The organism is Pseudomonas sp. NUPR-001 (assembly GCF_052147955.1).
GTDB lineage: Bacteria > Pseudomonadota > Gammaproteobacteria > Pseudomonadales > Pseudomonadaceae > Aquipseudomonas.
The window spans coordinates 3,201,549-3,217,759 of the sequence record NZ_CP197353.1; the positions used below are offsets into that span (position 1 = coordinate 3,201,549).

Sequence of the window (16,211 nt, forward strand, 5' to 3'; positions counted from 1 at the left end):
GGTCTGTGGGGTGAGTAGCCAGCATCCTACTCAAGGCACTAATATTCGTTAATTCGAAAGCTTTTATTTCTGGCATTCAAAAAATGAATATCACCAACAAGGACCTCAACCTGCTCCTGGTGTTTCACGTGCTCTACCAGGAACGCAACGCGTCGGTGGCCGCAGCGCGTATCGCCCTGAGCCAGCCGGCCCTGAGCCATAAATTGAACAAGCTGCGCCAGCAGTTTGCCGACCCGCTGTTTGTCCGCGCGCCTCGCGGCCTCTCACCCACTCCGCGGGCCCACGAACTGGCGCCCCATGTGCAGCGTCTGGTGAGTGAGTTGGAGGCGTTCTACGACCTCAGTGATGGCCGTGATTTTCTGCAACGGGCCGAGCGTATCCACCTCTACAGCACCGACTACATCGAGCAAACGCTACTGCCGCACTTGTTACCGATACTGCGTAGCCAGGCGCCAAACCTGCTACTGATCACCCATAACACCCGTGGTCAGTTGCCACGCAATGAATTGGAAAAAGGCACCTGCGACCTGGCGATTGCCGGTTTTTATACCGACCTGCCCGACACCTTTCATCAGCAACGGTTGCTCAGTGAAGACTTCGTGGTGCTTGCCTCACGCAGCAATGCACGACTGGCTAATGGCTTGGACCTGGACGCCTTTCTCGCTTGCGAGCACCTGCTTACCACCCTCACTGGTGATCTCGATGGCTTAGTGGACCAGGCGTTGCAGGCCAAGGGCCTCAAGCGCCGGGTAGCGGCCGGGCTCGCCAGTTTCGTAGCGCCTACGCGGTTGATTCGAGGTACCGACATGCTGCTCACCTGCTTGCGTTCACTGGCCCAGGAGGCCGTTGAGCGCGATCCCGACTTGCGCATGCTGGCCTTACCCTTGTCGTTGCCACGGGTTGAAGTGATGCAGATCTGGCATGCGCGCACCGCTGCCGACCCCTTGCGCCGCTGGCTACGCCAACACGTGCAGGCCGTGGCGGCCACCCTTGAACGCCTGTAGGAGCGGGCTTGCCCCGCGATTGCAATCTGTCTGACACACCGCCATCGCGGGGCAAGCCCGCTCCCACAGGTGGTGCAAGACGGTATCTCCTACCTCAGCCTTCAACTGGCTATGTAAACAATGATCGGCCCGCAAACCGCCAGCAGTACGTTGGAAATCGCGTAGCACACGGTAAAACCAATCACCGGCGTGTTGCTCCCGGATTGTTCGATGATTTTGTTCATCGACGCCGCTTCGGTCTGCGCCCCGGCCAGGGCACCGAACAGCACCATCGGGTGCAGGCGCAGCACATAACGCCCGAAATACAGCGATACCAGCGGTGGCACCAAGGTCACTACCACGCCTGAAATCAGCAACGCGACCCCCTGGCTTTGCATCGCGGCAATCGCCGCAGGCCCTGCCAGCAGCCCCACCACCGCACCGAAGGCGGTCAGCCCGAACTCCGAGAATGCCCACTGCGCCGCCGATGGCAAGGCACCAAATTCCGGATGCCGGGAGTTGTACCAACCAATCAGTAACGCAACCAGCAACACACCACCGCCCACCCCCAGTTCAACCGGAATCATGCCGATATGCGTGGACAGCATGCCCAGCAGCGCACCCACGACCATGCCCAGGCTGTGAACGGCGATATCACTTTTGTGATTGCGCTCGCGTATACGCCCCAGTTGCTCCGCCAGGGCTTCAATGCTGGCCGTACGCCCGGTCAGGGAGATGACATCACCTTTGCGTAAAATGGTGTTGGGTAACTGCGGCAACTCCAGCCCCTGGCGGGTGATGGTGTTGATAAAACAGCCCATCCGCTCGGAGCCGACCAGGGCGGCCTTGATGTCGTGCAAGGTCTTGCCGGCCAATGCATCGCGGGTCAGCACCACTTCAACCGAACGGGTGGGAAACGACATCGCCTCAGGGTGATCGATTTCCGGGCCCAGCCATTGCACCAGTGAGGCGACATCTTCACGCAGGGCATACACCCCGACGATGTCGTCTTTTTGCAGGAACAGTTCGCTGTTGCGTTCATGGACCTGGCCTGCACGCACCACGCGCTCGATGCTGATGTTGGCATGCTGTTGCTCGAACGCAGCGATCGACTGGCCATCGGCACGCTCCCCTACCCGGTGCGCGCGAACCACGATACGGGTGTAGGGAATGCTGATGATCTGCTCGTTGCTGGCAATGCCCAACTCCAGCTCCAGTTCGCGGGCAGCGCTGCGCAAATCCACGCCCAACAGTTTCGGGGCAATGGTGCCGACAAACACCACCAGACCAATGGTGCCGAACACATAGGTAATGGCATAGGCCACTGCCATGTGGCTGTACAGCTGATTTTTCGCCGCCTCGTCCAGGCTCAGCTGGGCAATGGCGCTGCTGGCGGTGCCCATGATCGCCGTGTCGGTCAGGGCGCCAGCGCCCAGGCCTGCGGTGAACCCGGCATCGAAGTGATAAATCGCATTCATCAGCAAGATGGTGGCCAGCGCCGTGGCACACAGCACCACGGAAAACAGCACCAGTTTCAGGCTGCTGCTGTTCAAGCAACTGAAGAACTCGGGGCCGCTCTTGAAGCCCACGGCGTAGATAAACAGCACAAAAAACACCGATTTCAGTTCATGCGGCACCTCAAGGCCGATCTGGCCGATGATCAGGCCCATCAACAGCGCCCCGGCCACTGAGCCCAGGTGGAAGTTGCCCAGCTGAATTCGACCGATCAGCACTCCCGAAGCAATCGCCAAAAACACCGCAATTTCGGGATTGGAACGCAATGCGTGGAGCACAAAGTCGATCATGGCTCGCGTCCTGTTTCGTCGGGGGCTTGCGCGGGGGCCATGTACCAGCGGTCTTTGGGCACGCGCTTCTCTTGTTCGGGGTCACCCAGGTAGTGCGGCGACATGATCTGCACGTCGTATTCATTGAAGACATCCTGAATATTGGCATGCAGCATGGTCAGCAACTCGGCACGCGGCCGCGGTTCGCTGGGCACGGCCTGGGCAACCAGGCGGTACTCCGGATAAAAGTCTGACAGCGCCGTCTGGAACACTTGGGGTGTCGGTGAGCGCAGAATCCCTGGCGTGCGCTGCGCCGCTTCCAACAGCATGGCTTCAACCTGACGCCACGGTGTGTCGTAGCCAATGGTTACGACGGTATCAACCACATAGCCTGCGCCCTGCACCACCCGCGAGTAGTTTTTCGTCACCGCCCCGGTAATCATCGAGTTGGGAATGGTCAGTACTTCGCCCAAACCGGTGCGGATGCTGGTGGTGAACATGCCGAGTTCAGTCACGGTGCCCTCGTGTTCGCCAATACGGACAAACTCGCCGGGGCGCAAGGTGCGGGTGTAGGTCAGGATCAAGCCGGCCGCGGCTTGCCCGACCACGCTCGATGCACCGAGGGAAATCATCAAACCGATCAACACCGAAAGGCCTTTGAACGCTTCGGTACCGGCGCCCGGCAGGTAGGGATAGGCCATGGCCAGGGCAAACAGCCAGATCGCCAGCGCAGTCAGGCGCGTGGTCGGCTGCAGGGTTTCGCTGTTGAGCCAGCTGATGGTGCCAGGCTTGGACAAGCGCTCCAGCACCCGCTTGGTAAAGGCACTGATGCCACGGGCAATGAAGAAGATCATCAGGGCAATGATCAGCCCCGGTATGGCGCTGACGATGGCATCGAGCACGTAGCGCAGCAAGTTGAGCAAGTAGTGGTCAAGGCTTTCCCCCCACGGCCGGGTATAGGGAAAGCGTTGCAGCACGAAGGTCAGCCATTCGTACGTCAGCAACAGCGCGACGATCCAGTAGAGCAAATCCAGCAAGCGCCGCACCAGCGGAAACAGGTTGCTGGTATCGAGCAGCGAGGTGTCTCCCACTTTCAATACGCCGTGATGACGACGTATGCGTTTGGGCAACTGGGCCAGCAGTTTGCTGCGGACAAACCCGGCCAGGCGCAGCAACGCAATAAACAGTAAGGTGGCCACCACACTCAGGCCAACAGCGGTCAGCAGAAAGCGCACACTGCGGGCCTGCTGCGACTCCTTCACCACTTGTTCAAGCCGCTTGCCCGCCTGTGCCGCCGCGTCGGCTACCGAGGTTTCCGGGTCGGCGTCCTTGGGGGTGACGATAAAGGCGCGGCGCTCACCCAGTAGCACCATATAGCTATCCTGGATGGTATCCAGGCGCACCTGCGGCTCTTCGGTGCCGCTGAGCACTTCATTGATCACCGTCTGGGCGCGCTGGGCACGTGCCTCGGGTGACTCGCCGAGCAGGCTGGCCTTGAAGGTAAAAATCAGCCGATTGGCAATTTTCAGTTCGGCAGATGCGCCCGCTTCCGTCGGTGCTTCTGGTGCTGCTTGAACGGTGGAAAAAAAACCCATCCACAACAGAAAAGCAACGTGCACATACCAACGTTTTACCCACTCCCCCATGGCACTTGCTCCAGCCAGATGTCCTTGTCAGGGCACAACCGTCGCCTGCTGCACCTTCGTGGCCGTTGACTGCATCGCACCTCCCTGCATCAGTTGATCTGAAGCAGGCAAGCTGAGGATAGTCGCGGTTGCTCACTTGTACCTGTAGTTGCCAGCCGCTATAAAAATGCGCTCCATCAGAATTTTCCTACAGAGCAAAAAAAACAGACTAGGCTGGATCTATCATCCAATGCTACGAACCCCTCAAGGATAGGTATCTGGGGCGGGCATTGGCATGACCAATACGAAGACGGTTCGCCCTTACCCAGGGCTCAAAGTGATGATGTGGACATGACGACCCAGACCCGCTCCGCCGTACCCATTGCATTCAAACCCCAACGCCAGGCGCTGGCTTTGGAGCCGCGCATCCTGTTTGACGGTGCTGCTGCAGCCGCAGCAGACCAGCAGCATCAGGACAGCGGTGACAAGGCCGATACTGGCGCTGCCCACGCCACCCCGTCCGATGCGCGCAGCGAACCGGGCCAGCAGCCTTCGGCCGCGCGTCACCTGCTGGTGCTCGACAGCCGCATCGAGGGCCGCCAACAGCTCACCGCCAACCTGCCCGACAACGTCGAGGTGTTGGTGGTGGATGCCAAGCAGGATGGCCTGGCCGCGATCTCCACGGCACTGGCCAAGCTCGGCCAGGTCGACTCGATCCAGATCCTGTCGCACGGCGCCGCCGGCGAGTTCACCCTCGGCAAAACCACGCTCACGGCAGACAACGTCGGCAAGTTTTCGCAAACCCTGAGCCAGTGGGGCCAGTCGCTGAGTGAAGGCGCCGACATTCAGCTGTATGGCTGCAAAGTCGGTGAAGGCAGCGAGGGTCGCACCCTGGTCGATCAGCTGTCGCGCTGGACCGGTGCCGACGTCGGTGCCTCCAGTGACAATACTGGCAGTGCCAAAGCCGGCGGCGACTGGGCCCTGGAAGTCACCCGCGGCGCTATCGACAAACCCATTGCCTTGACCGCAGCGGCCATGGCCGGCTACGACCGCCTGCTGGCGGCTGGCCCCAGCACCGACCTGTCGGGCGGTGCCGATGTGCTGCTGGGCAACACCTTCAATTTCACCGTCACCTTCACCAACAGTACCAGTGACACTGGCTATGCCCCCTTTGTCGACCTGTTCTTCCCGGCCACGGGCAAAGACGGCGCCGGTACCGAGATCGACGATGGCATCACCTTTGTGTCCGCCACCTACCTGGGGCAAGCACTCACGGCCCATGCGGTGACCTTCGATGCCAGCGGTCGGGCCAATCATCCGTTGGCCGTGGGCGTCGATGGCAAACCGTTGGTGATCAATGCCGCCGATTTCGGTATGCGCGCAGGCGATCAGATGGTGGTAATCGAGCTGCCGTTCGCCAGCGTCAGCCAGGGCCAACCGCCGATCCCTATCCAGGTCACGGCAACCCTGAGCAACCTGGCAGATACCGATTTCTCGTTCTCTGGCTCGACGCCCGACCTGACCATCCGTGCCCGCAGTGGCTTCCAGTACGGCAACGACTCGCTGAACAACCCAGCCACCGACCCGAGCATCCTGGAGCCATCGGCCAACGCCGACAGCTATGTAGTGCATCCGACGGTCATTACCGTCGACCAAGTGGTCACCACGCCGGAAGGCGAAACGGCCACCGGTCCCAACTTCAAGCGTGACCTGACCGTCACCGTGACCCCGGCCAATTCGCAAACCCTGACCAACGTGGTGATCACCCAGCCGGTGCCCGACAACGTCATTGTCACCCGCATCACCCCCGGCGGTGGTGGCACACTGACCTCGGTTACCCTGTACGACGGGCGCACTATTACTGACCCGGTGGTGATCCAATCGCTGCTGGCGCGTAACAACGACAACGACCTGAGCAACGACCTGTACATCAGCTCGTTCACCGTCACCTACCCGACGCTCAGCGCGCCGACCAGTACCGACGTGCAGTTCTTTGTCCCCGATGACGATGCCGACGGGGTACCGGTACTCAATCCAGTCACCGGTGACGACGTCACCATCACCTTCGACGGCCCCACCGCCTCCGGCAGCTGGAAGCCACTGGACCCGCGCGACGCAGCGAACGGCCAGATCAACTTCAATGGCCAGGGCGACGACGTCAGCTTCGTGGCCAAGTCGATCACCCTGCAAAAACAAGTCACCGTTACCGTTGACGGTGGCAGCGCTGGCATCAGCCCCGGCGATACCCTCACCTACCAACTCAACATTGCACTGTCGGATTACTTCGCCTTCGGCAAGACCTTCCTCGGCAATGGCAGCTTCGTCATCGCCGATGGCCTGACTGACGGCCAGTCCCTGGTACCCGGGACCGCGACCTTGAACGTAACGGTAAACGGCATCAGCCAGACCATTACCTTGGTCAGCACCGTCGTGGTCAACGCCGACGGCAGCACGTCACTGGTGTTCGACGTTGGCCAGTCAATGCGCAACGCTTTTGCGGGGCGCAGCTGGCTCAATGGCGACCTGGCCTTCGATGACGTGCTGCAAGGCGCCACCCTGGCGGTCATCAGCTACCAGGCCCGGGTTGGCCAGAGCTATACCCCGCCTGCTGGCGCGCCACACAGCGAGATCAACGAAGGCGACCCATTGGGCAACAATGCCACGGTCACCGCCACCGTACTGCTCGACCCGCTCAACCTCAGCGGTGACGACCAGAGCGACAGTTCCAACACCCTCGTCCGCATTCCCACCAGCAAGGTCGAGATCGACCTGGCCGACCTCAACGGTGGCGGCGCCCCTGCCCCCGGCACCGAGCTGCGCCCCGGTGACCGCGTGACCTTCCGCCTCAGCTACGACCTGGTCACCGGTGACTACGAGAACTTCAAGCTCACCGCTTACCTGCCGCTGCCATTGTTCAACCTCAGCGGTCTGGACCTCAACAGCATCTGGCGCCTGGCCACCGGCAACACCAACCCCAACAGCCCGACCTCGGTAACCCTGGGCCCCGGCAACTCGCTGGTGTTCACCTTCGCCGACTACGTCAATACCGGTGTCAATGGCAGTCGCATCGCCATTGATTTCACCCTGACCGTCAGTGATCAGCCATTCGCCGACCAGCGTGCGTTCAACGTATTGGGCGAATCCAGCCAGACCCGCACCCTGGACAAGAGCGTCCTGGTGACCACCGACGATGTGACCCTGATCGCCTCGGTCGCCGAACCGGCCTTGACCATCAGCCATGGCGTGGTGTCCACCAGCCACGGCACGGTGACCGGCACCACCGGCAGCTGGAACCCGCCGGGCGGCACGGGTGTGCCGTTCAACGGCAGCATTACCGACATCGCTGCGGTCAACGGTAACGTCAGCGGTATCGATGGCAATGACCGCCTGCGCCTGGCAACGGCCATCGAGAACCACGGTGGCGGCAATGCCTTTGACGTCAGCACCCGCATTACCCTTGCGCCGGGGCTGTCGTTTGTCGGCGGCAGTCTGTCGGCGGCCAACCTGCTGATCTATCGCGGTGATGGCACACGGCTGATCGCTGGCACCCATTACACCGTGGACAACGCCACCAACACCATTACCTTCATCGACGGCGCAGGTACAGGCGCCCTGCTCGCCGGCCGCCCTGGCACCGCTGCCGACAACAGTGGGGCAAACGTTGTCGTCATCACCTATGACGTCAACGTCGCCGCCAACATTGCCGCCAGTGCCACCCTGCAGACCAACGCCGAACTGACCCGCTACGCCAGCGTCGAGGGCGGGCAGAACTTCCTCGGTGCCACACCGTTGAGCGACCTGGCCAGCCAACAGGTTGCCGCACCCTCCATCACCAAGACCTACGCCGGTGGCAGCCTCGACAACACTGACTCCAGCGCCAGCCACACCACCGGTGCCAATCTGGTGGTGGGCGAAAGCATGCTCTATGACATCGTCGTCACCCTGCCCGAAGGCACCACGCAGAACCTGCGCATCGATGACCTGATCCCGCCCGGCATGCGCCTGGACACCAGTTTCAACGGTCAGGGCTACCTGGTGATCACCACCGCCGGTGGTGTACTGGCACAGAATTTCGGCGGCACCGTCACCGTTGGCAGCCTCAGCGCGCCGTCCGGCACCCTCGGCGGCGATGGCGTGGATGCGCGGTTTGTCTTCAGCGTCGCCAATACCACCGGCGACAACAACACCGGCAACAACAGCTTCGTGATTCGCCTGCGCCTGGTTGCCAGCAACGTTGCTGGCAACCAGACCAGCGCCGTACACCTCAATGATGCAACCCTGACCTACAGCGACCCCGACGGCGACACCCCCAACGGCAGCACCGCAGTCAATCGGGACGTGCAGGTAACCGGTGCCAAGCCCAGCGTGACCATTCAGGAACCGACCCTGCAACTGACCCAGCAACTGGTCACCCCGCCGGGCCTGGGCTTCGACCAGGGTGACCCGGTCGAATTCACCATCAGCGTCAGCAACGGCGCGGCAGGCAGTGACTACGATGCCTTCGACATCGCCTTCAACAGCACCCTGCCCAGCGAACTGGACCAGTTGACCCTGGTCAGCGTGATCTACACGGTCAACGGCGTCAGCACCAACATCACCGCCAGCTTCAGCCTCGACCCCAGTGGTCGTACCCTGGTCAACACTGGCAATGTCGATATCGCCAAAGGTGGCACGCTGGTGATACGGGTGACCGGCGTGGTCAACGCCACCGGTGCTTCGGTCGCGCAATTCGACAACCTTGCCCAAGTCCGCTGGACCAGCCTCGATGGCAACGTGGCCGGTGAACGTACCGGCCAGGATGGTCCACTCAACGGCGGCACACTCAACGACTATCGGCGTGACAGCGTGCTGATCATCCCGGTGGCGCAAGGTATCAAGTTTTCCCGGGTCGGCGGACTGTCGGACACCGCCGCACCCAACCCGACCAACGCCCTGCAAGAGAACGTCGCGGTGGGTGAAATCATCCGCTACCGCGCCACTGTGCTGGTGCCTGAAGGCAATAACCCCAACTACCAGCTGGTCATCACCCTGGACCAGGGCCTGACCCTGGCCGACCTGAGCAGCATGCGCATCGGCTTTATCTCCGATGGTGGCCTGACCACCAGCCTGACCGACCTGATCACCGGCGGCACGCTGCAGATCATCGGCAACGAGAACAGCCCGCAGGCACAGTTCATCAGCCCGGATCTTTCCGGCGCTGGCCCTACCGGGGTGCTCAACTCGATCTATGTAGCGCTCAGCACCGATGCCAACGGTAACCAGATCGTCACCCTCAACCTGGGCAACATCACCAACGGCGCCCACGGCGGTGGCGACGACGGCAACGACGACGACCTTGAAGGCATCGTCGTGGAGTTCAGCGCCCGGGTCGACAACCGCGTAGAAAACCAGGCCGGTGACATTCTCGGCGCCGTGGTCCAGGACCGCGTCAACGGTAACCTGCGCGCAACCAGCCTGCTGCTGACCGAACGCATCGTTGAAGCCAGCTTCAGCGGTATGAACAAACAGGTCACCGACTTCATCCCCAACCCCGGCGGCACCCAGGGCAACGCCACGGTCAGCATAAGTTTTACCGCCAGCGGAGAATTGCCGGCCTACGACGTGCACCTGACCGACGGCTTCCCCACCGGCACTAACTACACCCTGATCAGCGTCACCATCGGCGGCACCACGTATGGTCCGGGCAACCTGCCAGCGGGGGTCACCTTCAGCACCAGTGGCGGCCTCAGCGTGGACATCGCCAGGGTCGATAGCGGCACACAAGTGCGGGTGGTGTACTCGGTCGACGTGCCCAACGGCACCACCATTGCCAACAGCGACGCCAACCTGAGCTGGAGCAGCCTGCCCGAGACCTTCACCAGTTGGGGCGGCAGCACCGTCGGCGTCGACGGCAGCATCAGCGGCGAACGCACCGGCGCCGACGGCCCGGGGCCAGACGCCAGTGTCCTGAACAACTATGTGCTGCGCGAAGGCGCAGGCCTGGGGATTATCAGCGGCACGCTGTGGAATGACACCGGTACTGCCGCCACTGCGCCCAACGACACCACGCCTGACGCCGATCCGGTGCCTGGCACACCGGGCTACGAGCTGGCCATCCCGAACCAGACCATCACCTTGGTCTGGGCCGGTGCCGATGGTGTACTGGGTAACGGCGACGACAAATCGTTCACCACCACCACCGACAGCAATGGCCGCTTTACCTTTGGCGTGCTGCCTTCGGGCCTGTACCGCCTCGATGCCCCCACCACGGTCAACAGCATTGCCCAGTTCGGTGAGCTGCGCATGCGCATCGATACCGATCAGGCAACGCTAGGCCAGGTCAATGTCAACCTCGGTGAAGGCAGCAGCGCGCAGGCCAACTCCGGCTATGTCGAAGTCAACGATGCGCCCGTCAACACCCTCCCCGGCTTCCAGAGCGGCAGCGAAGACACACCGCTGGCCATCCCCGGCATCAGCGTCAGTGACGTCGATGCCGAGCGCAACCCGGACGTCAACGGCCGCAATATCCAGGTCACCCTGACCGTGACCCACGGCACCTTGTCGCTCACCGGCGCCACTACCGGGGTCACCGTCACCGGTGCCGGTACCGCCACCCTGGTGCTGCTGGGGCGCATCGCCGACATCAACGCGGCACTGAACGGCCTGAGTTACCTGGGCAACCTGAACTTCAACGGCAATGACTTCCTGCAGGTCACCACCAATGACCTGGGCAACTATGGTGACTTCGACAACAACGGCGTGCCGGGGCAACCAACCGATGCACGCCAGGACCAGGATTTCCTGGTGATCAACCTGCTGCCGGTGAACGATGCCCCCGTGGGCGTGCCAGACAGCGCCACTGCGGTTGAGGCCGGCGGCACCGACAACCGTCTGCCCGGCGTCGATCCGCGCGGAAACCTGTTGGATAACGATACCGACGTCGACATTGCAACCAACGCCGATCAGCTGTTCGTCGTCTCGGTCACCTCGCCGCTCGGCGTGGTGGTACCGGTCCCCGTGGCCGCCGTCGAAGTGCTGGGCCGCTACGGCAAACTGGTGATCCAGGCCAATGGCGCCTACCAGTACATCGTCGATAACAGCAACGCCGCAGTGCAGGCGCTGCGCCTGGCCTCCGACCAGTTGACCGAGGTGTTCACGTACGTCCTCTCCGACATCGGCATTGGCGGCGCGCCGCTGCAGGCCACTTCCACCTTGACCGTCGTGATCCAGGGCGCCAACGATGCCCCGGATGCTGAAAACGACGTCGGCACCGCGATCGAAAAAGGCGGTGTCAACAACACCGACAGCGGTAATCCCAACGACACGCCACCCACTGGATTCCCGGTACCCGGGGCGGATGCCACGGGCAATGTGCTGAGCAACGACAACGACGTCGACGGCGGCCCAGGCGACCCGATCGACTATGGCGAAAGCAATTCCGTTACCGGTATACGCCCCCTGCGCGAAACGGTACCCGGTGCCCTGACCGTTGTTCCGCCTGGCGGCAGCGTGAGCATTGCCGGTACCTATGGCACGCTGACCATTGCCTCGGATGGCACTTACAGCTACGTCATCGACAATACCAACACCGCGGTGCAGCGACTCGGCCCCAATGATCGGCTGGTGGACTTCTTCAGTTATCAGGTGTCCGACGTACAGGGCCTTAACGACCTCGCCGAACTGCGCATCAATATTGTCGGCAACTACGACAACCCGGTCGCCAGCGACGACCAGGCCACGGCGCAGGCCGGGGCCAGCAACGCCGACCCTGAAAGCAACCCGGTCGGTAACGTCATCCTCTTCCCCAGCCGCCCAGGCAGCATCACCCAACCCGGTGGCAACGGCGTCGACCTCGACGTAGACCGCGCCGACCGGCCCAGCAGCGTGCTGAAGGTCAACGGCATACGCAACGGCCCTGAACTGGCCGGTGGCACGCTGACCAGCGTCGCTGGCGGCGCCGTGACCCTGGATGCGACCTTTGCCCAGTTCAGCAACGGCACCCCGGTCGGCAGCCCGGTGAACTACGGCACCCTGACCATCAACCCGGACGGCTCGTTCAGTTTCGACGTCAACAGCGACAACCCGGCGATTGTGGCCCTGGCGCGTGGCGCCACCCTGAACGTGATCTTCACCTACCAGATCGTCGATTCGGCCGGGCTGACCGACACTGCGCAATTGGTGATTGTGGTGCGCGGCGCCAACAACCCGCCCCACGCTCAGGACACCGTGGCCCTGGCCACCGAAAAAGGCGGCGTGAATAACACCTCGCCGGGGCTCGACCCTGGCGTGCCGCCAGCGCCGGTACGGCAGGTGACCTTTGTCGACCCCGACAGCGACCCGGTCAGCGTCACCGGCGTGCGCACCGGTCCGGAGGGCGGCACCGGCACTGCCGGCACCGTCGGTAGCGCGCTCAACGGCCAGTACGGTGCCTTGACCATCAACGCCGATGGCACCTACCGCTACGAGATCAATAACAATAACCCCGAGGTCCAGGCCCTGCGCGGCGAGGACGACTTGCTGGTTGAAGTCTTCACCTACCGGGTGACCGACAGTGATGGCGAGTTCGACGATGCGCAAATCATCATCGTCATCCGTGGCCAGAACGACAACCCGGTCGCCAGTAACGACACCGCCACCGCCGTAGAGGCCGGTGGCGTGAACAACAGCAGCGGCGGCGTTGACCCGACCGGCAATGTGCTCAACAACGACAACGATGTCGATGGCGGTGTTGGCGACCCGATCGACTATGGCGAAACCAAGGCCGTGGCATCGGTGCGCACTGGCGCCACCGAGGGGGCTGGCACTGCCGGTACCCTGGGCAGCGAACTGCGCGGCACTTACGGCTGGCTGACCCTCAACGCCGATGGCAGCTACAGCTATCGCCTGGACAACAGCCTGGCCGCCGTTCAGGCCTTGCGCCCGGGCAACACGCTGGTGGAAACCTTCAACTACACCGTGGTCGATACCGCGGGTGCTACCGACACAGCCCTGCTGAGCATCACCATCCAGGGCAGCAACGATGCCCCGGTGGCCAGCAACGACAACGCCCTGGCCGTAGAGGCCGGTGGCTTGAACAACGCCAGCCCGGGTATCAACCCCAGCGGCAATGTGCTGGGCAACGACACCGATGTCGACCGTTTCGGCGAAACCCTCAGCGTCATCGGTATTGCCCAAGGCCAGACCAATGGCAGCGTCGGCAGCAGCTTTGCCGGGCAGTACGGCAGCCTGACGGTCAACGCCGATGGTAGCTACACCTACCTGGTCGACAACAATGATCCGCTGGTGCAAGCCCTGCGCACGCCGAACGATACCCTCAGAGAGACGTTCACCTACACCATTCGCGATCTGGCCGGTGCCACCAGCATCGCTACCCTGACCATCACGATTCAGGGCCGCAATGACAATCCGCTGGCGGTCAACGACAGTGCTGTGGCGGTGGAAGCCGGCGGCACCAACAACGCCACGGCGGGCGTCGACCCGAGTGGAAACCTGCTGATCAACGACCGTGACGTCGATGCCGGTGACAGCAAGACGGTCAACGGCATCCGCGCTGGCAGTGAGGCGGCGGGCGGCACGTTCACCGCGGTCAGTGGCAGCCAGGTGATCCGCGGGACGTACGGCACCCTTACGGTGTTCGCCAATGGCGACTACCAATACCGCGTCGACAATACGCTGGCCGCAGTCCAGGCGCTCAAGCCTGGCGATACCCTGCAAGAGCAGTTCACCTACCGCATGCGCGACAGCGCCGGTGCCCAGGATGTGGCGCAACTGGACCTGACCATCCAGGGCGCCTGGGACGCCCCCGTGGCGCGTGACAACCTCAACATTGCCGTGGCCGACAACGGCGACGGCCTGGTGCTCAACCCCAGCGGTAACGTGCTGCCCAACGACAGCGACGTTGACCAGGGCGACCAGCTCACGGTGACCGGCATTCGCACCGGCGCAGAACTCGGCAGCGGCGTGGCCGGTACCGTCGGCAACGTACTGCAAGGCCAGTACGGCACCCTGGTGATCAACGCCGACGGCAGCTACACCTACACCATCGACACCAACAACCCGGCTGTATTGGGCCTGGACCTGCTGCAGACGCTGACCGATCACTTCACCTACGAGGTGACCGACCGTGGCGGCCTCACCGACCTTGCCCAACTGTCGATCATTGTCATCGGCCGCAACGATGCCCCTACCGGCGTCGATGACAGCGCCACCGCCATCGAAGCCGGCGGCTTGAACAACGCCACGCCGGGCCTGAACCCCAGCGGTAATGTGCTGGGTAACGATATCGACCTGGAGAAAGACACCCTCACGGTCACCGCGATCCGCACCGGCAGCGAAACCGGCTCTGGCACCAGCGGTACCCTGGGCACCAGCTTGCGCGGGCTGTACGGCAACCTGGTGATGAACGCCGATGGCAGCTGGACCTACACCGTCGACAACAGCCTGGCGGCAGTCCAGGCGCTGCGCACCAGTGGCCAGGTACTGGTGGATATCTTCACGTATACCGTGCAAGACCCTCACCTGGCCGATGACACCGCGCAACTGCGCATCACCATCGACGGTCGCAACGACACGCCGATTGCCGTTGACGACAACACCATCGCCATCGAGGCTGGCGGTGTCGGCAACAGCACCCCGGGGCTCAACCCCGGCGGCAACGTGCTGGACAACGACACGGATGTCGACAGCCCGGCCCTGGGCGAAACCCGCCAGGTGCTGTCGGTACGCAGCGAAACCGGCAGCGCGGCCCTGGCTGGCCAGGTGTTGACCGGCCGCTATGGCACCCTGACACTCAATGCCGACGGCAGCTACAGCTACCAACTGGATAACGCCAACCCAGTGGTGCAAGCCTTGCGTACGGCCGGCGAAACCCTGCGCGAAGTCTTCACCTACCGCATGCGTGATACCACCGGGGCCGAGTCCGAAGCGCGCTTGAACGTGCTGATCCAGGGCGCCAACGATACCCCGGTAGCCCGCGACGACAGCAACGTGGCCAGTGACCAGAGCCCGGCGCCGCAAGCGTCCGGCAACGTCCTGCCCAATGATGGTGATGTCGACGGCGGCGACGCCTTGAGCGTGACCGGCATCCGCACCGGCAGCGAAGCGGGCAGCGGCACCGCAGGCAGCGTGGGTCAGCCGTTGGCCGGGCGCTATGGCACGCTGGTGATCAATGCCGACGGCAGCTACACCTACAGCATCGACCTGAGCAACCCTGAAGTGTTGGCGGCAGCAGGCCTGGGGCAGGTCTTGCAGGATGTCTTCACCTACACCCTCAGTGACCGCGCTGGTGCCACGGACCTGGCGCAACTGACCATCACCCTGGACATTACCGCGCCGTTCATTCCGGCACCCGCCGGGCCATTTTTCGGCCGCGACAGTGATGATCCGTTCCAGCGCCTGCCGTTGCCCGATGTCGATCCGGTGGTATTCGTCGGCCCGGTGGTCGAGCGCCAGGAGCAGATCCTCGAGCTTTCCAGCTGGCAGGCCGATGGCAGTAACCTGAGCTACGGGCGCACCCCGGAGATTCTCAGCGAAACCCTCAACCAGCGCCTGGGCACGATTCAGGGCCAGTTCGTCGCCAATGCGGTACGCGGCAGCCGCCAGGCCAGTGATAACGACATGGCCTGGATTCTCGGCCGTCAATCGCGGATCAACCTCAGCGCTGATGGCCTGCTGCCCGACCCTTCGGTGTTCGCCACCGATGCCGCACACCTCACCCAGGGTGATACCCAGTTACCTGCGCCCTCTGAGGCTCGTATCGCGTCCGGTTTTCGTGCTCAGTTGCGCGAAGCTGCCGAACGCCTGCGGGCCATGGATAACAGTACTCGCGAGTAAGCAAAGAC

General features: G+C 62.8%; 4 protein-coding genes. 2 read left to right on the plus strand and 2 right to left on the minus strand.

From position 1 onward, the window contains the following. The first annotated feature begins 83 nt into the window (after positions 1–83). Positions 84–1,004 (plus strand): LysR family transcriptional regulator, encoded by a 921-nt coding sequence (locus ACP6KB_RS14410; RefSeq protein WP_442107525.1) that lies wholly within the window; start codon positions 84–86, stop codon positions 1,002–1,004. 101 nt (positions 1,005–1,105) lie between these two features. Here the strand turns inward: ACP6KB_RS14410 and aspT are convergent, their stop codons facing one another. Then, complete coding sequence (aspT, locus tag ACP6KB_RS14415; protein ID WP_442107527.1) at positions 1,106–2,788, minus strand: aspartate-alanine antiporter; 1,683 nt, start codon at positions 2,786–2,788, stop codon at positions 1,106–1,108. Continuing rightward, positions 2,785–4,413, minus strand: a complete 1,629-nt coding sequence (locus ACP6KB_RS14420; protein ID WP_442107529.1) for a mechanosensitive ion channel family protein — start codon at positions 4,411–4,413, stop codon at positions 2,785–2,787. The genes aspT and ACP6KB_RS14420 overlap by 4 nt, the downstream gene beginning before the upstream one ends. 330 nt (positions 4,414–4,743) lie before the next feature. On the opposite strand from ACP6KB_RS14420, the gene ACP6KB_RS14425 reads away from it, so the two are divergent. Further along, the gene (locus ACP6KB_RS14425) at positions 4,744–16,203 is read left to right on the plus strand and encodes a VCBS domain-containing protein (protein ID WP_442107531.1); all 11,460 of its coding nucleotides are present in this window, start codon (positions 4,744–4,746) and stop codon (positions 16,201–16,203) included. The last annotated feature ends 8 nt before the right edge of the window (positions 16,204–16,211 follow it).

What these genes read in the sequence shown, in the direction of transcription:
- ACP6KB_RS14410 (WP_442107525.1), top strand. Translation starts at nt 84, where the DNA reads ATGAATATCACCAACAAGGACCTCAACCTGCTCCTGGTGTTTCACGTG.
- aspT (WP_442107527.1), bottom strand. Translation starts at nt 2,788, where the DNA reads ATGATCGACTTTGTGCTCCACGCATTGCGTTCCAATCCCGAAATTGCG.
- ACP6KB_RS14420 (WP_442107529.1), bottom strand. Translation starts at nt 4,413, where the DNA reads ATGGGGGAGTGGGTAAAACGTTGGTATGTGCACGTTGCTTTTCTGTTG.
- ACP6KB_RS14425 (WP_442107531.1), top strand. Translation starts at nt 4,744, where the DNA reads ATGACGACCCAGACCCGCTCCGCCGTACCCATTGCATTCAAACCCCAA.